At 34.5% G+C, this 19426-nt stretch carries 27 protein-coding genes; 11 read left to right on the top strand and 16 right to left on the bottom strand.

Annotated elements, in window-relative coordinates; all coding sequences use genetic code 11:
- Window positions 1-180 precede the first annotated feature (180 nt).
- Window positions 181-753, top strand: a complete 573-nt coding sequence (locus OO712_RS04965) for a hypothetical protein (RefSeq protein ID WP_146195998.1) — start codon at window positions 181-183, stop codon at window positions 751-753.
- 40 nt (window positions 754-793) lie between these two features.
- Here OO712_RS04965 and OO712_RS04960 read toward each other — a convergent pair whose 3' ends face one another.
- Entirely contained in the window at window positions 794-1651 is an 858-nt protein-coding gene (locus tag OO712_RS04960) for a TrmB family transcriptional regulator (protein WP_146195999.1), read from the bottom strand.
- A gap of 189 nt (window positions 1652-1840) precedes the next feature.
- On the opposite strand from OO712_RS04960, the gene OO712_RS04955 reads away from it, so the two are divergent.
- A complete protein-coding gene (locus tag OO712_RS04955; RefSeq protein WP_109877128.1) occupies window positions 1841-2128 on the top strand; it encodes a 30S ribosomal protein S26e in 288 nt (95 codons plus the stop codon).
- 2 nt (window positions 2129-2130) lie between these two features.
- Here OO712_RS04955 and OO712_RS04950 read toward each other — a convergent pair whose 3' ends face one another.
- The 3 genes from OO712_RS04950 to OO712_RS04940 form a co-directional block, all read right to left on the bottom strand.
- Window positions 2131-2703, bottom strand: a complete 573-nt coding sequence (locus tag OO712_RS04950) for a CDP-alcohol phosphatidyltransferase family protein (RefSeq protein WP_109877129.1) — start codon at window positions 2701-2703, stop codon at window positions 2131-2133.
- 97 nt (window positions 2704-2800) lie between these two features.
- A complete protein-coding gene (gene speB, locus OO712_RS04945) occupies window positions 2801-3673 on the bottom strand; it encodes an agmatinase (RefSeq protein ID WP_109877130.1) in 873 nt (290 codons plus the stop codon).
- 3 nt (window positions 3674-3676) lie between these two features.
- A complete protein-coding gene (locus OO712_RS04940; protein WP_109877131.1) occupies window positions 3677-5539 on the bottom strand; it encodes a threonine--tRNA ligase in 1863 nt (620 codons plus the stop codon).
- Between the two features lie 2 nt (window positions 5540-5541).
- On the opposite strand from OO712_RS04940, the gene OO712_RS04935 reads away from it, so the two are divergent.
- Both OO712_RS04935 and OO712_RS04930 read left to right on the top strand, forming a co-directional pair.
- A complete protein-coding gene (locus OO712_RS04935; protein WP_109877132.1) occupies window positions 5542-5721 on the top strand; it encodes a hypothetical protein in 180 nt (59 codons plus the stop codon).
- Window positions 5705-6163 carry a hypothetical protein gene (locus OO712_RS04930; RefSeq protein WP_109877133.1) on the top strand — a complete coding sequence of 153 codons (459 nt, stop codon included), beginning with the start codon at window positions 5705-5707 and terminating at the stop codon, window positions 6161-6163. The genes OO712_RS04935 and OO712_RS04930 overlap by 17 nt, the downstream gene beginning before the upstream one ends.
- Window positions 6164-6184: 21 nt before the next feature.
- Here the strand turns inward: OO712_RS04930 and OO712_RS04925 are convergent, their stop codons facing one another.
- The gene (locus tag OO712_RS04925; RefSeq protein WP_109877335.1) at window positions 6185-7333 is read right to left on the bottom strand and encodes an NAD(P)-dependent malic enzyme; all 1149 of its coding nucleotides are present in this window, start codon (window positions 7331-7333) and stop codon (window positions 6185-6187) included.
- 136 nt (window positions 7334-7469) lie between these two features.
- The gene (locus OO712_RS04920; protein WP_109877134.1) at window positions 7470-7880 is read right to left on the bottom strand and encodes a hypothetical protein; all 411 of its coding nucleotides are present in this window, start codon (window positions 7878-7880) and stop codon (window positions 7470-7472) included.
- Window positions 7881-8070: 190 nt separating this feature from the next.
- On the opposite strand from OO712_RS04920, the gene OO712_RS04915 reads away from it, so the two are divergent.
- Window positions 8071-8259 (top strand): hypothetical protein, encoded by a 189-nt coding sequence (locus OO712_RS04915; RefSeq protein ID WP_109877135.1) that lies wholly within the window; start codon window positions 8071-8073, stop codon window positions 8257-8259.
- Window positions 8260-8527: 268 nt separating this feature from the next.
- Here the strand turns inward: OO712_RS04915 and OO712_RS04910 are convergent, their stop codons facing one another.
- Entirely contained in the window at window positions 8528-8863 is a 336-nt protein-coding gene (locus OO712_RS04910) for a hypothetical protein (protein ID WP_109877136.1), read from the bottom strand.
- A 110-nt stretch (window positions 8864-8973) separates the two neighbouring features.
- Between OO712_RS04910 and OO712_RS04905 the strand changes: the two genes are divergently transcribed.
- Complete coding sequence (locus tag OO712_RS04905; protein ID WP_109877336.1) at window positions 8974-10041, top strand: homospermidine biosynthesis protein; 1068 nt, start codon at window positions 8974-8976, stop codon at window positions 10039-10041.
- A 9-nt stretch (window positions 10042-10050) separates the two neighbouring features.
- On the opposite strand, the gene OO712_RS04900 is transcribed toward OO712_RS04905, so the two are convergent.
- The gene (locus OO712_RS04900) at window positions 10051-10263 is read right to left on the bottom strand and encodes a hypothetical protein (protein WP_109877137.1); all 213 of its coding nucleotides are present in this window, start codon (window positions 10261-10263) and stop codon (window positions 10051-10053) included.
- Window positions 10264-10378: 115 nt separating this feature from the next.
- On the opposite strand from OO712_RS04900, the gene OO712_RS04895 reads away from it, so the two are divergent.
- Entirely contained in the window at window positions 10379-10690 is a 312-nt protein-coding gene (locus tag OO712_RS04895) for a 30S ribosomal protein S25 (RefSeq protein ID WP_109877138.1), read from the top strand.
- Here OO712_RS04895 and OO712_RS04890 read toward each other — a convergent pair.
- Entirely contained in the window at window positions 10672-11067 is a 396-nt protein-coding gene (locus OO712_RS04890) for a cyclophilin-like fold protein (RefSeq protein ID WP_109877139.1), read from the bottom strand. The genes OO712_RS04895 and OO712_RS04890 overlap by 19 nt on opposite strands.
- A gap of 4 nt (window positions 11068-11071) precedes the next feature.
- Here OO712_RS04890 and OO712_RS04885 point away from each other — a divergent pair, with 4 nt between their 5' ends.
- Both OO712_RS04885 and OO712_RS04880 read left to right on the top strand, forming a co-directional pair.
- A complete protein-coding gene (locus tag OO712_RS04885) occupies window positions 11072-11632 on the top strand; it encodes a DNA-directed RNA polymerase subunit K (protein ID WP_370684787.1) in 561 nt (186 codons plus the stop codon).
- A gap of 51 nt (window positions 11633-11683) precedes the next feature.
- Complete coding sequence (locus OO712_RS04880; RefSeq protein ID WP_109877141.1) at window positions 11684-11998, top strand: DNA-binding protein; 315 nt, start codon at window positions 11684-11686, stop codon at window positions 11996-11998.
- Here OO712_RS04880 and OO712_RS04875 read toward each other — a convergent pair.
- Complete coding sequence (locus OO712_RS04875; protein WP_109877142.1) at window positions 11995-12411, bottom strand: transcriptional regulator; 417 nt, start codon at window positions 12409-12411, stop codon at window positions 11995-11997. The genes OO712_RS04880 and OO712_RS04875 overlap by 4 nt on opposite strands.
- A 108-nt stretch (window positions 12412-12519) precedes the next feature.
- Between OO712_RS04875 and OO712_RS04870 the strand changes: the two genes are divergently transcribed.
- On the top strand, window positions 12520-13461 hold the full coding sequence (locus OO712_RS04870) for an asparagine synthase C-terminal domain-containing protein (protein ID WP_109877143.1): 942 nt from the start codon (window positions 12520-12522) through the stop codon (window positions 13459-13461).
- On the opposite strand, the gene OO712_RS04865 is transcribed toward OO712_RS04870, so the two are convergent.
- The 5 genes from OO712_RS04865 to OO712_RS04845 all read right to left on the bottom strand — a co-directional run bounded on the left by OO712_RS04865 (window position 13458) and on the right by OO712_RS04845 (window position 16415).
- Window positions 13458-13604 (bottom strand): YHS domain-containing protein, encoded by a 147-nt coding sequence (locus OO712_RS04865; protein WP_109877144.1) that lies wholly within the window; start codon window positions 13602-13604, stop codon window positions 13458-13460. The two genes, OO712_RS04870 and OO712_RS04865, sit on opposite strands and share 4 nt — an antisense overlap.
- Before the next feature lie 97 nt (window positions 13605-13701).
- Entirely contained in the window at window positions 13702-13890 is a 189-nt protein-coding gene (locus tag OO712_RS04860) for a hypothetical protein (RefSeq protein ID WP_109877145.1), read from the bottom strand.
- A 62-nt stretch (window positions 13891-13952) separates the two neighbouring features.
- A complete protein-coding gene (locus OO712_RS04855) occupies window positions 13953-14324 on the bottom strand; it encodes a DUF6659 family protein (protein WP_109877146.1) in 372 nt (123 codons plus the stop codon).
- A gap of 69 nt (window positions 14325-14393) precedes the next feature.
- On the bottom strand, window positions 14394-15494 hold the full coding sequence (locus tag OO712_RS04850; RefSeq protein ID WP_109877147.1) for an aldo/keto reductase: 1101 nt from the start codon (window positions 15492-15494) through the stop codon (window positions 14394-14396).
- A 30-nt stretch (window positions 15495-15524) separates the two neighbouring features.
- A complete protein-coding gene (locus tag OO712_RS04845) occupies window positions 15525-16415 on the bottom strand; it encodes a prenyltransferase (RefSeq protein WP_109877148.1) in 891 nt (296 codons plus the stop codon).
- An 83-nt stretch (window positions 16416-16498) separates the two neighbouring features.
- Between OO712_RS04845 and OO712_RS04840 the strand changes: the two genes are divergently transcribed.
- On the top strand, window positions 16499-16705 hold the full coding sequence (locus OO712_RS04840) for a hypothetical protein (RefSeq protein ID WP_109877149.1): 207 nt from the start codon (window positions 16499-16501) through the stop codon (window positions 16703-16705).
- A gap of 4 nt (window positions 16706-16709) precedes the next feature.
- Here the strand turns inward: OO712_RS04840 and OO712_RS04835 are convergent, their stop codons facing one another.
- Window positions 16710-19424 (bottom strand): hypothetical protein, encoded by a 2715-nt coding sequence (locus OO712_RS04835; RefSeq protein ID WP_109877337.1) that lies wholly within the window; start codon window positions 19422-19424, stop codon window positions 16710-16712.
- Window positions 19425-19426 lie beyond the last annotated feature (2 nt).

The following is a 19426-nucleotide window of genomic DNA, read 5'->3' as shown; positions in this document are numbered from 1 at the left end:
ATTCACATTATACAAAACCCATATTTTGGAATCAATTTAGATTCAATACTAACGACCAACATCAAATGGAGAAAAAAGATATGCTCAATTTAAGCAGAACACGGTTTAATTTCAAATAGTGTACACCATTAGTAATGGGGCTCGGTACAAAACCGGTGTGGAAATGCGATGTTTGTGAACATGAATGGTTGTCCAGGTTCGATGATAAACCATTACGATGTGCTAGCTGCAAGACTCCCTATTGGAACAAATTTGAAAATATCAAAAATAACAGAGACGGCAAGTCAAGAAAAATTTTTAGGAGAAATCATGAATAGCACAGCAATAACCGCAATTATAGGAATTGCCATTTTAACAACATCGACTTTGGCTTTTGGAGCTACTATTTCAACACCTCTTTCATTCAATCTAATTGGCGCTAGTGATAATGTAGAAGTTCCCGCCCCTAGTGTAAATATTACGTCAATTGATTTCATTCAAGAAGTTGCAGGAAACGGAGTGATAGAGACAGATGCGATAAATTTTTCAGTTGGAAATGAAGACCCGCTTAATTCACATTCGTATGAAGTATGTCTAGTAATTGAAGGTCCGATAGGAATATTCAATCCATCTGCAGGTGGCACTCCAGCATGTACAACTACGTCATCCATTCCAGCCAACGGAATTATTACAAATCAATTAATTTCCACCACAAATGCAACTGCAATCTCAGATTTACTTAACATCAGTGTGTCAGTTGAAGAGCTAACATAAAATCATCGAATTAAAGTTAGTCTTACTTTCATATGAAGAATTATTTCAAATTTATTGGTGTTGAGACTTCCCATAAAAATTGACATAGTTTCGTAATATTATGAGTCATTTCAGTTGCATCAGTGCATAATGAGATATCTGAGCTTTCATCCATAAAGTCATTAACATTAGTAGAATCAGACATAAACATTTGTTTATTTTCAAATGCCAATATTCTTCCATTTGATGGAAGTTTGCCAATTTTTACTTCAGTTGCATTAAGACGTTTAATGTATGGCAACATTTTTTTCTCATCAGAGTTTGTAATTACAAAAACTTTGCCGCCATTTTTTGTACATATTTTGATTTTTTCGGGGATGTCACTATGATACATTCGAATAATGTCTTTGATAGAGGTAACAATGTAGACTACATCACTAGAATTTTCAATCGAAATACCAATACTAGAATAAACATTGTTTAATCCTTGAATCACGCGAAATGTAGGAATTGAAGTACCAAATGGCGCAGTTATTACACCGTCAATTTTTTGAATCATCTCTTTTTTGAATTTGTTAATTTTGTCTATCTCTTTTTTCTTTTTATTTAAGACCAGTTCAATCGCATTTTCAGGATCTGTCGGAATACATAATTTTGGGCTAGATATTGTCATTGAAACAAAACCAGCACTCACAAGGTCTTCGATGACACGATAGATTTTGTTTCGGTCAATTTTCATCTCTTTTGCCAATGCTCCAGTCGTAGTGGGTCCCACCCTCAACAAAGTCATGTAAATTTGTCCTGCTTGAAACTCCAACCCCAACATTGATGAAAATTCCAAACTGACATCATTTACATGCTCAATTATTCCAAGTTCACTCTTTCTAAAATTTTTAGGATCTAAATCTTGTTGTTGCATTGATTCTAGTATGATTTTTGTATTAATACCAATCAAGGTGATCAAAATGATCAATCGTGGATTTCTGCCATGTGAAATCTAGGAAACAGGTACAAAATCAGTATTCGTGAGAGAGATACGGATTGAATTTGACAACCCAACGGAACCTTTTGTCCACAAGATTATAAGTAGGCAAAATTGTTTATTCTCATGCCACTTAAGCGTGCAAGTAGAGGACGTACCAAAGGAGGAAAAGGATCATCAGGTACAGTACAATGTACAAACTGCGGTCAAACAGTTCCAAAAGACAAAGCAAAAAAAGTCACATCCAGATTAAATTTGGTGGAACATACATTAGCTAAAGAATTACGAGCACAGGGAGCTTATATTGCATCTCCAACAGTCTTGAAATGGTATTGTATTTCATGTGCAATTCATTTTAAAATTCTTAAAATTAGATCAGAAGACAGTAGAAGAAAACGTGGAAAACTACGTTAGTATCATTCATCGATGTTTTTAGCAGTAACAATCATTCTCTGGATTAAAGTTATACCAGCAATAATCACTACAATCACAACTGCAATATCCATAAAACCAATAATTCCTACAATTGAAATTACTAGTAACCGCTCAGCTCTTTCACCAATCCCTATTCCTTGAAGTTTTATGTTTATAGCATCAGATTTTGCTCTAGCATAGCTTACCAATAATGACAGAGTGATTGCAAGTAAAACGAGATAAGGTTCTGCATATCCTCCAATTAAAATTCCCAAGAATATTGCAACTTCAGATATTTTATCAAACATAGAATCAAGATAAGATCCTTTTTTTGATGTCTTGCCAGTAACCCTTGCTACCTGGCCATCCACCATATCAAAAAATCCTGAAACAAGTAGCAGCACTCCACCTAGAATTAATCCGTATTCAATTCCAATACCGTAAACTATAGCAGAGATCAATGCAAATGCAAGACCAATAACAGTCCAAAAATTTGGAGACAGTCCTGTAGATGCAAATCCTTTTCCGATTTTTTCAAGTGTTGGTCGAAGTGTTTCACGAAGATTATTTAGCACGTGATAATCCCAACACCACTAGCTAATAAAGGCAACAGCACCAAAAATGAAGCAATCTAGAGTCAAATTTAATGAATTCATGAAAAATAATATTTTGTTAATTAGGTGAAAGATTCATGGCAATTAATGTAGAGATTATTTTTGCAGCAAGTGATGCAGTTGATCCATTATCATGATATGGATTTAGTTCTACAACATCCACACCAATTACCTTTGTTTCTGAAAATGAATGAATCATATCAAACAACTCCCTAGATGTAATGCCAACGGCTTCAGGATTTCCTACACCTGGGGCAAATGCAGGATCAAGTACGTCAAGATCAAAACTAGAATATATAGTATCAAAAGTAGACACATGATCTTTTAGTAGTTGAGGGCCTTTTCCATCTCTAATTTCCCTGTCAGAAATTGTTTTGATGTTATTTTCTTTAAGAAACTCCAGTTCTTCTTTTACAAAAGCTCTAGCACCAACATGCAAAATGTTTTCAGAGCCTCTCTCCTCAACTACTCGTCTAAGATATGATGCATGGCTTAATTTGATATCAGCAAACTCATCACGTAAATCATAATGAGCATCAAATACAATATATCCTGTCTCTTTTGGAAAACTTGTGTAAGTACCATAAGTGATAGAATGCTCACCACCCAGAATGAAGAGTTGACGTTGTTTTGCAACAAGTTCTGTGGTAATTTTCTTGACCATGTCGATCATTTCAGAGGCGACAACAGTATGACGTGTGTTGCCAAGATCTTCAATGTTTACAGTTTCTAAGTTAACTCCTAAATCAGGATGAAATATCTCAATGTTGTTAAAAGAATCACGAATTGCATCAGGTCCAAATCTACAACCAGGTTTGTAAGAGTGAGTCGAGTCGAACGGAACGCCAAAGACAGTGGCTACAGGTTCAGTGTCATCATCAGACGACGTAATCAACGGATTCCTATTCATGTATAAATCAAAAAAACTCATTTTTTACACCATCAGTTGCGGTCTCTTTGAGAGGTATTTTGGCAAATTCAAACCTGTAAAAGGTTTTCCTCTAGTTTGCTCATTTATTTCGTTTAAGAAATCATCAAATGACAATTCTCTAACAGCGCCTGTCTGTCTATCACGAATACTTAGATTTTGAGAATTTGTCTCTTTTTCACCAATTACCAAAATGTATCTAATCCATTCTTTTTCTGCTTCACGAATTCTTTTTCCAATACTTTCATTTCTATCATCAATATCCACTCGAACATTATTAATTGATATTTTTTCTGTTAGTGATTTACAATAGTCATTAAATTCTGCATTTAATGGGATTATTCTTACTTGTGTGGGGGCCAACCACAGTGGAAATTGGGGTTTTCTCCCTTCCTTGGAATCTTTTGCAGCCTTTTCCAGTAATGAATAGATGATTCGCTCAATTGCACCACTAGGGGAATTATGTAAAATAATAGGATGCTGCGCAGTGTTGTTTTCATCAATAAACTCAATGCCATATCTTTCACCATTTTCCACATCAATTTGATCTGTAGACAGAGCAGATGCCTTTCCAAGTCCATCAACAAAGTTAAACTCCCACTTTAGAACAAAATAAAAGAACTTTTCTTTCCACATTTCAACTAGAACTGGTTTTCCATGTTTCTTGACTAATTCCTCGATGGAAGATTTATTTTCATTGTAAAAGTCTTCAGTAAATCTAATTGCCATATCATAATCAGATTCATTAATTCCAAGTTCAGACAGAACACTTTGTGACAAATCAAATCGGGCCTTAATTTCATCAACTGCTTGTTCCATGTCTTTACAAAATGCGTGGCAATCAGGCATAGTAAATGCCCTAAGACGTCTAAGACCTACAAGTTCTCCTGATTGCTCTCTTCTGAAGCTGTATCTAGTAAGCTCGTAAAGTCTGTAAGGTAGGTTCTTGTAAGACAGTTGAAATTGATTTGCCATAAGAAATTGTCCGAAGCAAGCGGCGAATCTTAAAAATAATTTTTTGCCCTCAGAATCAATATTGTATTGTCTTGCAGGAAATCGATTAAAGTAGCTAACCATACTTGGATGCTCAGAATCATACATGATTGGCGTTTCAACTTCATAACCTCCATATTCTTTAACTCTGTCAGTAACATAGCGTTCAATCAAAGATTTTATCAACCTGCCATTTGGATAAAATCTCATGTTGCCAGAGTCAGACGCTGGTTCATAATCTGCAATGCCCATTTTCTTCATCAATGCAACATGTGGTGGAGGTTCATCCACATTACGCTGCTTTGCAGATTCGTATTTAGCAAGAGATTCTAGTTTTTTATAATTTGAAAAGTCAAAATCTCCTATGTTAGACATTGTTCCATCAGGAGACATTATCTTCCATATTGAACGAATTTTTGATTCACCTTTCAGTGCATCTGAAGTTAGTTCTTCAGTTTTTGATGAAGAATCTTTTGTTATGACTTTGGAACTTTCAGCTAATGGGTGTCCCTTGACCTGCAGCTTGTAAGATTTTGTCCATCCAAAAGGAGAATGAGATACATCAAGATCAGATGCAGTGTCTTCCATTTCTTGCAATAATGAAATGGCAACAGATGGTTTTGCAAGATTGGAGCTCAAATGAGCATATGGGTATAGCAGTAATTTTTTGCATCCAATTTTTTCCATAGAATTTTTAATCTGAGAGATAGCATCTAGGGCAACAGAAGAATCATCACCATCTTCGATTGCAACAAAAGCAACTACCAATTCTTCTAGTCTTTGAGTTTGAGGATTTTCAATGTCTTCAGCTGATTTTATCTCCTTTTTCGTTGGAGTATACTCAATGCTATCACAATGTAGTTGCAATATACGCATAGTTGGGAGATGATAGGTTCACTTTAAAATCCTTAGCATGTGAGAAAGAACCCATACATCCAGTCGATGTTAAAAAAGTACACAGTATCTTAAATATCACATATACGAAAGGAGATAATTCCATGGTTCAAAGAAAGAAAATCACAGAAGAGCAAGGCAGATGTTATGATCACCCAAAATAGTACAAAACAAGAATCTACCAATGAGACTCCAAAAGTTTCAGTATGCGACATCATGAAAAATAATACATCTATGATGATTCACAAAATGGAAACCGAAGTTCCCACATACATGCAACTTTATTCGGATGTATATACAAAATATCTTGAAATGTTTGACAATCTGTTTGGAACGTGCTATATTTCGGAAAAACAGTTTTTTGATAAATTAGGCCTGGATCAAAGTACACTAAAAACAATCAATAATTTCTGGAAAACCATGTCAGAAAACTACAATACACAAATAGACATATCAACTAATTTTCTAAAATCCTATGTTCAAATGCACATATCCGCAATCGAATCCTATGAAGAATACATGAAAATTCTAATGGATTCATATTCAAAAACATTATTTGAAATAAACAAATTTACAAAATTTTCCAATGTTAACAAAAATAATTAGTTATGAAAAAATAACAAGAATTTAGGATTTTAAATTTTTCAGAGAATTCATGATGTTTTTCTGCAATGCTTTGTTTTCTATTGTTGGAATTATGTTTATGGAAGACAGTTTCTTGTCTGGAATAGTTTTTGCAATAGCCAATGCAGTACGATAAAGAATATTCATAGTTATTTTTTGTATTTTCAAATCCAGTATTGCTCGCATCAGATATGGAAAAACTATTGCATTGTTTATTTTGTTTTTGTATGTAAAACTACCAGTGGCAATAATTTTAGCTCCAGCATTTTTTGCGATAGACGGAGTTATTTCAGGATTAGGATTAGTAAGAGCAAAGATTATTGGGTTTTTATTCATAGTTTTAATCATTTCTGGTTTGAGCAAATCCTTAATTCCAGACACGCCAATAAAGACATCTGCGTTTTTAATCACATCAGACAAATTTCCTTTTTCTTTTGGGTTTGTCAATTTTGCAATTTCTTTTTTGTATCTAGTCATATTGGATTTTCTATTTTGAGACACCACGCCACCAGAATCTAACAAAATGATATTTTTACATCCTGCAAAGTGTAATAATTTTCCAATGTAATATCCCGCAGAACCTGCACCAACAAGGACAATTTTGATTTCTGAAAAGTTCTTTTTTACTACTTTAACAGCGTTGATCAATCCTGCCAATGTAACTATGGCTGTTCCTTGTCCATCGTCATGAAACACTGGAATTGCTAATCGTTTTTCTAATTCTTTGTATATTTCCAACACTTTTGGTGATTCAATATCTTCAAGGTTTATTGCACCAAAAACAGGTTCTATTGCCAGTATAGTATCAATTATCTTCTTTTTGTCAGTTGTGTTAAGACAAATTGGAAATGCGCTAATTTTTCCATACTCGCGGTATATGACAGATTTTCCTTCCATTACAGGCAATGCAGCATCAGCACCAACATTACCTAATCCCAATAATCTAGTACCATCAGTAACTATTGCAATATTGTTTCCCTTTGATGTAAGAGTAAATTTGGAATTAGGATTCTTAATGATTTCATCACATACAGAAGCTACACCTGGTGTGTAGATTAATTTCAAATCTTTTGATTTAAAATTTGAAATTTTACTATCTACGAGGATTTTTCCCTTTAGTTTTTCATGTAACAAGAGAGAGTTTTTTGACAACAATTAATCGGCTAAACTCCAAAGTTAATGAACATTATCATGTTTGCATATTTTCTTGATTGTTCATACGCTAGAATTTTTTTAATTCATAAATGTAAACGGGATTAATAAAAATAATTTTTAGTTTTAAAAAATGTCAGTAACCCTCTTCTCCTGGGAAAAGAAGACACCAATAGTTTGCGTTGGTTTTTGTGGATTTTTTCTGACCAATCTTGCAGGGCCCAAATACTTTCCCTGAAGCCAATTCTGATTGATAGTTAGGAACTCTTTGAATTTGTTTTACTATTGCAGGCGTTACAAAAAAGGAACTAATCAGATGATTGTCAACCTCAAAGGTTTCCAAAGTATCTATAACATTATAGTCTGTCAGTCCATCTTCTCCAATTGCATCCCTTGGTGTGTAAGGAGAAGGCTTGCCCCTATTGGTTCGGAAATCCTTGATATTGATGATTTTTCCTAAAATCTTTCCAATCCCCACAGCTTTGGTTTGTTCTTGTGGCTTGTTATAATCACCCAAGTTGATCTGAGTTTGTGTCATTTCATTCATCTGTGATTCTGTTAATCATAGAAAATAATTCTAAATTAGTGATCTCTTTTGTTATACGATGACACATAGTCAACACAAATTCAATTATAGGTATTCTTGGTTACCTGCATCTAGTTTATAGGACAAAGAGTTCAAATTCCAATAGAATGATTTGTTTTGGAGTTGTTAATACACATCATGAATTTTTCAGATGGGTGAACAAACTATAGCAGGATATCTAGGAAATAAATCAGACATGAAAGTTCATCATTTAGCAGCCATGATTCCTGATTGTGAAATATACTATATCAAAAAAGAAGATAGGACATACTTTGTTCCAGACGTACTTGAGCAAGCAATAAAAGAAAAATTCACCCCTTGCAAGCACTGTATAAAATAACACATAACATATTTGAAAAATAAAAAGAAGGACACCCCTCAGTGGTTAGTGCAAAATAATTAGAATCCAATGCTGGTATCTTCTGCAAAAGCACTAGTGATTCCCAAAGTTCCAAAAACAAACACTGTCAGCATAGATAGTGTTAACAACAAAGAATGTTTTTTGGTATTTTATTTCATATGAGTAGAAAATAGAAATTTCTACTTAAGGAACAAGCAGGAACTTATCAGTAAGAATTCTAGTAAATCAAAAGCAATGAAATTAAGAATCAGGTAATTTTTTCTCGTAGGGAAATAATTGAGCGTAAGATTAAACCAGATATTCCTAAATTAGAAATTAGAAATTCCGTAGCTCGTTTTAGTGGATTCTCCCCTCTAAATCCTTCATCATAAATCATTTCAACAGAACCTTTGTTAGTTTCTACAAAAGATGTAATTAGAGAAAAAACTCCCAATTTAGAATCTAATCGCTCGTTGTAAAGTCGTAATTCAACTTTAGAGATGAGAAATTCATCATGCACAAAATTACCCGCAGATAGTAAAATTTCAACATCATCAGGAGGTCTATTTACTCTTTTAGGATCATGTAAATCAATTATTTTCATTTGGCTTTATTTGGGTTCATTCCTAATTAAGTAATATTTTGATCTAAAATCAAAATTATTCAAAATATCCTTCCGCAAGTATTATTTAGAATTAAAAATTGTTTGTTAAAGTGGACCCGCATAAATTTCATGGCAAGGACATACCTCACATCAAACTAGATCCAAATATGACCATAGAAGATTTGGTGGATGTCTTTGCAAGTTCAGGATATAACGGAAGGCAACTTGGAGATGCAGCCAAACTTTATGCTAGAATGATTGAAGAAGATGCAACGATTTGTCTCACAGTATCAGGAGCTATGACACCAGTAGGTTTTGGCGGGATTATTAAAACACTAATTGAGCGAGGATTTGTAGACTGGATTATAACAACGGGTGCAAATGTATACCATGAAGATCATTTTGCATGGGGTCTACCAGTAAAACAAGGAAGTTTCGATGTAGATGATATGAAATTGTATGAGAATGAAATTGTTAGAATCAGAGATGTATATATTAAATTTCATGAAACATTGGAGGCAGAAGACGAACTAATTCAAAAAATGTTTGGAGATGATTTTCCAGACAAACCATTCACAACTGCAGAGTTTTGCAATTTAATGGGAAAAATCAGTAAAGAAAAAGCAAAACACCCTGAAAAAAGTTTCATTACAACTGCATATGATTATGATGTTCCAGTATACATATCTACAATAAAGGATTCTTCACTTGCCTTGAATTTAGCAGTTCACAGACTCAGAGATAAAATTTACAATCTAGATTTTGTAAGAGAGATTATAGAGCAAGCTGCAATTCTTTATGATTCAAAGAAATCAGGAATTTTAGAATTGGGCGGAGGTGTTCCCAAAAACACAGCTCAGCAAACAGGACCACTTTTAGATCAAATTCTCAGAAGAAATGACGGAGGACAAGACTACGTAATTCAAATCACAGATGCACGACCAGATACAGGAGGATTATCAGGGGCAACACTTCAAGAAGGAAAGAGTTGGGGAAAGGTTCAAGACGCACATCATGGAATGGTCACAGTATATGCAGATGTAACAATCGCGTTTCCAATTCTTGCATTGTATGTTTTGAGTAACCAAAAAACAAGAGAGCCAAAAAGACTCTATAAGAAATTAAATAAATTGTATGAGAAACTCAAAGACGACTATTCAAAAAATCCTACAAACTAACAAAGAAAATTAAAATTTATCAAATCGTGCTCTTTCAAGATCACGATCGTCTTTAGATTCTTTTTTCCATTCTTTGTAGTGTTCTTTACAAAGGACGGTTTTTTTACCTGTGGAATTTACTCTTAGACCTGCATTTTCTACTTTGGTAGTATTAAGTGAACGGGCACCATCTTTGTCACACCCTTCAACATTGCATTTTGCACCTTTCGATACAATACCCATAGATTATGATAATCAAGATGTTATTTATACTTGAAAAAAGTTTAAGATTTTTCTAATAGCTAAAAGAGAACAATTTTCTTCATCGTTTATAAGAGGAATATTTTTTTCTAGTTTTATGGGCGGAGCAAAAAAGCCAACAGCTGCTAGCAAAGACAAATCAACAGCAACCAAAGATACTAAAAAAAGTAAAAAAGACAAAGGCGAAAGTGGCCCAAAAAAAGCAGAAATTATTGTTATGGTTAATGAACAACAAGCAATGAAAATTATTCAAAGCTCCAAGGTGGTCACAGTTCAAGATCTTGCAAGACAAACAGGAGTCAAAATATCTGCAGCTAATGCATTTCTAAAAAATTCAGCAATCAAAGGAACTGTAAAAAGGGTTGGCGGTTATTCAGGCCATCATTTGTATCAAGCAGTGTCTTCATAGATACAAAGCACATCTCCAGATTTTGCAGTCTTTAATACATCAACATCATCACCTAATTTTCCAATAGGAGTCATTGTTTTTCCAGAAGATACATCATTAATGAAAAAGCAGACACTTCCAGAGGATGGCAAAAATGCAACATCGCCTTTTTTGAATTCAGATCTTGCTCTCTCAATTCCAGAATCCACACTAGTTTCAAAATACAAAATACTTTGTCCCATGAGATGAGCATTCCCCTCCAACGGTAAGGATCTCATTATGGTTCCGACAGTTCTAGGGGACAAGTGACGTTTAAGATCACATGAAATTTTTCCTTTGCCTCGAATTTCTAAAATAAGTTGTTTTTTTGAAACTGAAGGTGAACTCAATTCGTACATTAAAATGATTAGATTATATAACGTTTTAAGAAAATTTTGTTACTTGTCTGATGTCGAAGAAGCACCACTGTTAGAGTCACCTGAATCTGAAGAACCATTTTTAGAATCAACGGAATCTGAAGAAATTGAAGTATCACCAGAAGAAAATACTGGATTAAACAAAGCGCTTGACACTTATCGAAAATTAATTGAGAAAAAAGGTGGCCTTGAACCACTAAGCGAAAAAGAACAAGAGAATCTTGAAAAGAGAATCAAAGAAATAGAAAGCAGAGAAGTTGTAGAAACAGTAGAAGAACACGAAGCAACAGAAATTCCATGCGAAAAAGGCAAAATTACAATCGGCCCTCCAACGCTTACAAGATTTGAAAAAGCAAGAATTATGGGTGCAAGAGCTTTGCAATTATCACTAGGCGCACCACCATTCATCCCAATTCCAAAGACAGCTAGAATTTCATTAGATATTGCAATGGAGGAACTTGAACAGAGAGTGATTCCAATTACAATTCGAAGAGTACTCCCAAACGGAGATTTTCAAAATATCCCAATTGATTACTTTGAAAAATGAATCAATGGTCGATAAAACTTAAAAGAACAAAAAATTGCTGATTGTTGAATAATGCTCATGGAAGAGACGACTGAACAGTATGGTCACGAGCAGACCGAAAAGTCTGAGTATACCATCATAAACATTGGAAATGATCCTGTAATGCAATCAGCTATTGATGTGCTATCTACATTGGGAAGTAAACACAAAGTCATCTTAAAATCAAGAGGAAATTCAATTCCAAATGCAGTAGCTGTTGCAAACATAATCACTGAAAAAATGTTAAAGGGTAATTCCAAAATTCAAAAAATCAATTTAGACACAGTTGCAGCTCCAGGAATAGGGAGCATGACATCAACAATCGAGATAATAATAAATAAAATTTAGTAGACGCTTCCAGGGCCCTTTAGAAGCATATTTTCACATTCTTTACATACCTGTTCATCAATGTTTGATTCCAAGTTGTGATGTATCTCACAAATAAGCAGACTAGATTTAATATAATTACAAAGACCGATAAACTTTGAAAGGCTAGACGGAGTATATGCCAGATCAGATGAAAGATTGTCACTTAGATCATCAATCATAATCGCAACTTGTTTTTCAGCTAAAAGTTTTGCGATGAGAGAGGGATCACCTCGTGTTCCTCGAATGTAATTGCTAATTGCTGCTTGGGTGACACCTAGCATTTTAGAAATTTCATCTTCTCTAATGTTATGATCCTCTGCGAGTTTCTTTGCAAGAATTGCACGCAATGCTGGAATTAGAGTTTTAGATTCAATTTCAGCCGGAAGAAGCATTAATCTTCAAGAATGCTATAACAAATTTAAAGTTTGCAATAATGGTGAGGAAAAGTCACAGATAAAGTCAGGCATAGATATTTTAATTTCAGAGCAAACATAGTTGTGTTGGATAATGTTTCCAAGGAACTCTACGATGTCTTAGAGGAATCCTGCAATTCATGCAAATCTAATTTGATAGCATTATCTGGCGGACTAGATAGTTCAATCATAGCATATTTCTTAAGACAAAAAAAACCAAGGACCGTTGCAGTTATTGCGGAAGATTTTGTTTCAACAGACCTAACATATTGCCAAAGAGTAGCAAAAGAATTAGGATTATCTCTTACAATTTACTATGTTAAAACTGCAGAGATTTTAGAAGCGGTGGAGGATACAGTAAAAATTTTAAAAAATTTCAACGACATAGAGATTCGAAACAATGTTGTAATGTATCTTGCAATAAAATGGGCAAAGGACAATGGGGAAAAATCCATCATAACAGGGGATGGTGCAGACGAATTATTTGCAGGATATAGTTTTCTAATTCATAAACCTGAAAATGAATTAGAAGCAGAGATAAGCAGAGTTTGTTCAGTAATGCATTTTCCAACACAAAAGATAGGAAAGGAATTAGGAATAGAGGTAGAAGCACCATTCCTAAAAGACACAGTTATAGAATTGGCCAAAAAAATTCCGGCAGACATGAAAGTGAGAAATGAAAAAGAACAAAGATATGGAAAATGGATACTTCGTAAGACGTTTGAAAAGTATCTACCGCAGCAGATCATATGGAGGGAGAAATCACCAATGCAAGATGGATCAGGAACTGCAGGGCTGACTAATTTGTTCGAATCAATAATCAATGAGGAAAAATATGTTGAAAAAAAATTAACCACAGAGAAAGAAGACGGGGTAATAATTAGAAGCAGAGAGTCAATGCATTACTATGAAATTTTTAAGAGATTGTTTGGCGTTCCTCAAAAAAGCCCAGATAATGCATGTCCGTACTGCAAATGCGAAGTAAAGAATTCCAAATTCTGTAGAATGTGCGGGGCTTTTCCAATCTAGATATTATTTTTATATTTTCTAGGTTTTTTGATAAAGATACGTCTGCATCCATTACAGCAAAAATGAAATTTTTTTCCATCATGCTCATGAAGTAATGCTAGTTCTTCATCAAGTTCTATTCCGCATACAGGATCTACTGGCACAAATTTTTGTCTTTTGATTTCTATTTATAGATACAGTTAGAAAATCATTGTTATGATGAATAAAGGAGCAATTTTTCAGAAAATAACATCCAGTAAATCATACAGTTAATTCTTTGAGTTGGGGCCTAATTTTACAGGCAACATCAGAAGTAATTTTTAAAATGTGTTCTACATCAGATGACGGTAATTCCTCATTACCCTTTTCAAAAGACTTTCTAACAATGGAATTGATTTCGGAGGTTAATTCTGTTATTGCTAAATAAGTAGAATCCAATTTTGCATCCATGAAAAATTTGTGCGTCAATTGCTAATTAAGAAGATCCCAAATTCCCAAAAATGGAATTAGAATTAATGTTGAGAATGGATTATTTCAATAATTTTTTTAGGCAAAACACCATAATCTGAATCAGGTTCAGATACGACATAAAGAATGTCTTCGTTGATCAGTACACTTATGGCAAGAGCACGCTCTCTTGATGCCATTGCAAAATTTACAGGGCCTAGTTGTTTATCAAATTCTTTTCTCATTTTAACACGCAATGCCAATTCCATGAATATCATCTCATCGTCTTTTTCACTTTCTAGTGGTTCAACATTTTCCCTCATCCCACCAGCTACTAATCGTCCCCTTTCATTAATCACCCCTGCAAATCGAATTTTAGGATCTATCGATAAGACAGATTTGCAAATTTTTCCATAATCATAAATCTTTGCTGACAAGTACTTACTTCATAAAGACGGCTCATTTATTATTTTTCCATCAAAATTTCAAATATGTCAAAAAAGGATTTACGAAGTGAGTTTTTTGACGAGAGCCAAAAAATCATCTTCAGGAATAGGAGGAATTTTCATGATTTCAAGATTCTCAGATACATGTTCAACAGATTTCTGCCCAACCAATGGCGCCAAAACCCCAGGAGATGAACGAATGAATTGTAAAGCACGAAGAGATGGTTTTAGTTCATTAAATTCAGGCATCACGCCAGGAGTCAACAATCTACCTTGCATGAAAGGAACGCTTGTAAAAACACCTATCCCCATCGATGCAGCTGCCTCTAAAATTGAAACTTGTTTAGATTTCAATAATTGGTTTTTCCCAAGTAATGCCTGATCATAATGCATGTTAAAAGGTAATTGTATAAATCGAAAACCGTTGTCTTCACCTCCAATTTTTTTAGCTAGATTAACTGTGTCCTCAAGTGAAAGATATTGTGGACTATCATGTGGCACTCTGAAACACTCCCAGGTTGCCATCCCGTAGAATTTAATTTTTCCTTCATCACGTTTTTGTTCGTATAATTCAAAAACAGATTTTAAATTTTCTAAAAATTGTTCTTTAGAAACATCATTAATTTGTCCCTCAACTGCATTGTGAAGATACATCAAATCAATACAATCCATGTTTAGATTTTTTAAACTACGATCCAGTTGATCAGAAAGGTATGTTGGAGTCATACAATGATAACCAGATGTCACATCACCTTCTTTGATCACGCCTTTTTGAGAATATTCTTCTTTAACATATTCCCAAAATCCTAATTTGACATCTGCATCATTTGTAACATATCCATTTTTAGTACTTAGAAATAATTGATCACGAGATATTTTTTCTTCGTCAATCAATTCAGAGATGGCTTTTCCAACAGAGCGTTCTGCTTTTTGCGCCCTGTAATTTATCGCAGTGTCAACAACATTGATTCCAGATAGAATGGATTGTTTTACAGCATTCTTTACTAGTTCGTCAGTTCGAGAATCTGGATTACCAAGATAGGTTCCAATTCCAACATTTGAGAGAGTCAGATTTGCAAAATTCTTGAAATTGTCTTGATTTGTACCTGAAGATTGAGCAAATTTTTTGGTTCCATCAGAAGTTGCAAAACCTGAAATCATGTTATTTGTGGGTATTTACTAAATTTATGTCTAAAGCAATAGATCAATTAAAAAACTAGCAACAAACAATGCACCAGTTATTCTGCTAAATAATAATGTCGAGGACATCGAAGGTACCAAATTCTCAACAGAGTCATAGTTTTTCTGCAATCCCAAGCCAGATTTTATCATTAGGGGTACACTCAGTAGACAAATCAAAGATAATAACGGAAAGAAATCTGCAAACACGCCGGCAACAATTGCACTGTAAGATACTATTGGAAAGATCCAAAACAATTTGGATGCTTTTTCTTTTCCAACTGCAATTACTAGAGTTTTTCTGCCTTTTGATTTGTCTGCATCATGATCTGGAAAGGATGCAATGAAAAGCACTAATGATGATAAGGAACCAACAACAATACCGCCAAGAATTGATTCCATGTTGATTTGTCCTGACTGGATAAAAAAAGTGCCAATTACAATCATAGAACCTTTTACTGCAACAAAGAATTCACCTAGACCAGAATCAACAATTTTTGTGGAATAAAAATAGATAGATAAAATTGCAAACCCCAAAATTATAGCAATGATTATTCCATCAGTCATTACAAAATATGCACCAATCAAAGAACCAATAATCAAAAATGCAATTCCTGCACGGTATACTGCAGATGGTTTGAGTAGCCCTTCAGGCAACACTCCAGTTCCACCGCTCATCTTGGTTCGTTTTGTTTTAGTGTCAATTCCTCGCTTAAAATCCCAAAAGTCATTTAACAAGTCAACACTTGCATGAAGAGACAATACTCCTGCAAAGATCAGTACTGTGTCAAATAAATCAATTGATGAGTTTTGCCATCCATTTAGTGCCAGTCCAACAGAAACGGCAATCACAGATGCAAGAAGGAACCTTATCCTTATCACACGAAACCAAACAGCAAGCATAAGAATACCAGTAATTTTTCGGTATAATATTCATGAGATTGAGCACATATTGTTTATAACAAATCAGATTAATAGTTGAGATTATGATTATTGGTAAAATATTAGATGGCGAGAAAAGAGTGAAATTCAGCGTTGAAATTCATTGCAATGTTTGTGGTAAATTAGTTCCAGGAGGATTGCAAACTGGGGAATCATATTATCAAACAGATGGCTTTAAAACAGAATTAGAAGAGTTTAAGCAAAATTACCTATGTGGAATTTGCAGAGATGTAGATAGATCTAAAAAATAGAAAATCATATCTCTTCTTCATCTTCCCAATCTTCTTCCAAATCTGCTTTTGATTTCTTTAAGAAAAGGAACACGACTATTCCTATCATCAAAATTCCTCCGATTACAATATAGACGATCCATTCAGGTAACTCCAAATCAATTGCGCCGATTGTGTTTTCTGGAGAATCCACATTGACTGTAAATGTGTCCTTCCCTTCTGCGTATCCTTCTGCAGTGGCAATAATGTCAAAAGATAAGTTTGGACCTTCAAACGCAGTTAGGCTTACAATCGCGCTGCCATCAGAACTTGTTCGTACAACTTCAGGGGTAATAATTCCATCACCTTTGGTGACTATTTTTAATGAAGCACCCGGTACAGAATCCAAATTTTCATCATCTACAAATAATCTAAATTCTACAGGATCATCTACTTTTATCACATCTACCAAATTACCAGTGGAAATTTGTAACTGTAGTTGAGAAGAAGCGGTGCTAATCATTGTAGAAGTTCCATTAACGCCCTTTGCACTGGCAGAAATTATCGCATTTCCAACAGAACCGGTGGTTTTAATCGGGAATGTTGTGTATGACGAACCTGCAGGAATTACTGAATCGTCGATTATTTGAACAATCGAGTTCTGAGATGATACAATTTTTGATTTTACATTGAATTTTGGAATCACAGGATTGCCTTGCAAATCAACTAACTGGATTATTCCTAAATTTTCCTGATGGTTTGTGTTGATTTTACTAAGTGGTAAAGTTACCTGAATTTGAGAAGATGGCTGAGTAGTGAAAACTTTGCTTCCACCCAACTTCAAATCTGCGTTTTCACCGATTGGTTCTACGGTGAGAAGGATTTGAGTCTCAGCCACAGATATGTCAAAAGAGTCACTTCTTAATTGTGTAAAAGTAAAAGCAGTACCTTTGTTTATTTCAACTAAACCATTGGTTGGTGTAACTAGGTATTTCCCAGTTTCAGTCATAACTTTGGGGCGTTGCTGTCCATCAAGTGCAATTAAAAATATATCAAAATATCCATCACGATCAAAAATTAAACTGCCTTCCCCAGTTGGAGAAAATAATCGGACTTCTTTTTGTTCTAACGCATTAACAACGTTTGTAGTAAAAGAGCCTGTTCCCACACCATTTATCGAAGTAGATATGGTAACAGGTCCTGTTTTTTGACCTGTTGATACTTTTGCAGTACCAAAAGAGTATGAAGTGAGAATTTTTCCACCATCCACAATTTTGGCCAGTTTTTCATCACTGGAAATCACATTGATTTTGTGAACAAACCCATCAGTGTAAAGATTCTCAATAGATTGCATCGGATAGAGTTCACCTTCTCCTAGACAATCAATTGAATAAAGAATGATTTTATCAGAATCCAATTCAGTATTGTGAGTGACATCACTTGAATCAGTATCAGTTGCATCATCCGATTGCTCTGCACATTCGGGATTAATTTCAACTAGAGAGCCATTGGGCCTAACCCCATCATCATCTTCATCATCTTCAATCATTGATAATTGATAAGTAAAAAACGCTGTTGCGTTACTTGGTACATTTTCTATTCCAAATACATTAACGGTGTTTCCATAATCTTTGACATCAAAACCAAAATTAAATACATTTTTCATGGTTCGTTTTAACTTGTTTCCTTCTTCAATGGATTCACCAACTGTACGAAATGTATCAGTTGCAGTACCATATCCCTTAGAACTCACCCCTATCAAAATATCATTTTTTAACAAGTTTTGTAAGCTAAATTTTTCTTGTAACAAATAACCAAATTCACCTTTTTTTATCATTGGTTTTTCTGACTTTGAAATACCAACTAAAACATCCCCTATTGGAAATTGTTCATTAGAAAAAAATTCCAAAGGAATGTCTTCAGGTGTTTTCGTAGGATTGCCATCAGAATCAACTACAGTGACAAAAATATCCAACGCTCTATCAAATTCGGCAGGAATTAACTTTGGATGTACAGATAATTTTAAACTCGCAGGCAAAGTAGATGAAATTTTGATGCTTTTTGCAACATCAAGCCCAGATTCTTCATGAATCGCACGAACAAACGTGTTTCCTGTTTTTTCATGAGAAGTTAAAACTCCCCATGCATAGTAACTGCCTTTTTTAATTATCAATGTGTCAGAATCTGGAGATGCCAAAAGATCATTGTGTTCAAGAACAATTTCAATGTCATTGGGCGCACGAACTATAGTGTCATCAAAGGTCTTAAAGAAAACAGTGAAAGGCATCTGAGAATTCACATGCATTTCAGTTGTAGGCATGTTTAATTCCAAAGTCAAATCATCTGGAAGATAAGTTTCATCTGTACCGACTTCTATTTTCTGGAACGTTGTTTTCCCATTTAGCGATGCAGTAATTGTGGTCTTTCCCGATTTGTCACCTGTAATTATTGGAAATGATACAAATTCTTCATTTGCCTTTAAGACAGTTTTTGTAGGAACAGATGCAATCGTTGGATCATCAGAACTCAAACTAACTGGAACGTCATATGATGATGTAATAGGTACACCATGCTTGCTAAGAACAAAAAGATAGCCAACTTGATGTTCAGCCACGCCGCTTTCTAGATGCGAAGGAGAAATTGCTAGTTTTATTGAATATTCTGATAATGCTTCTAAATTTTGGGCAGAGGATAATTGAATATTTCCACCAAACAGTAATGTGATTGCTAAAAAGAATGCCAGGGGGATTTTTTTGATCATAG

The organism is Nitrosopumilus zosterae (genome assembly GCF_025998175.1).
Taxonomy (GTDB): domain Archaea; phylum Thermoproteota; class Nitrososphaeria; order Nitrososphaerales; family Nitrosopumilaceae; genus Nitrosopumilus; species Nitrosopumilus zosterae.
The sequence above is the reverse complement of the archived record's forward strand: the minus strand, read 5'-3'. Positions and strand labels throughout refer to the sequence as shown.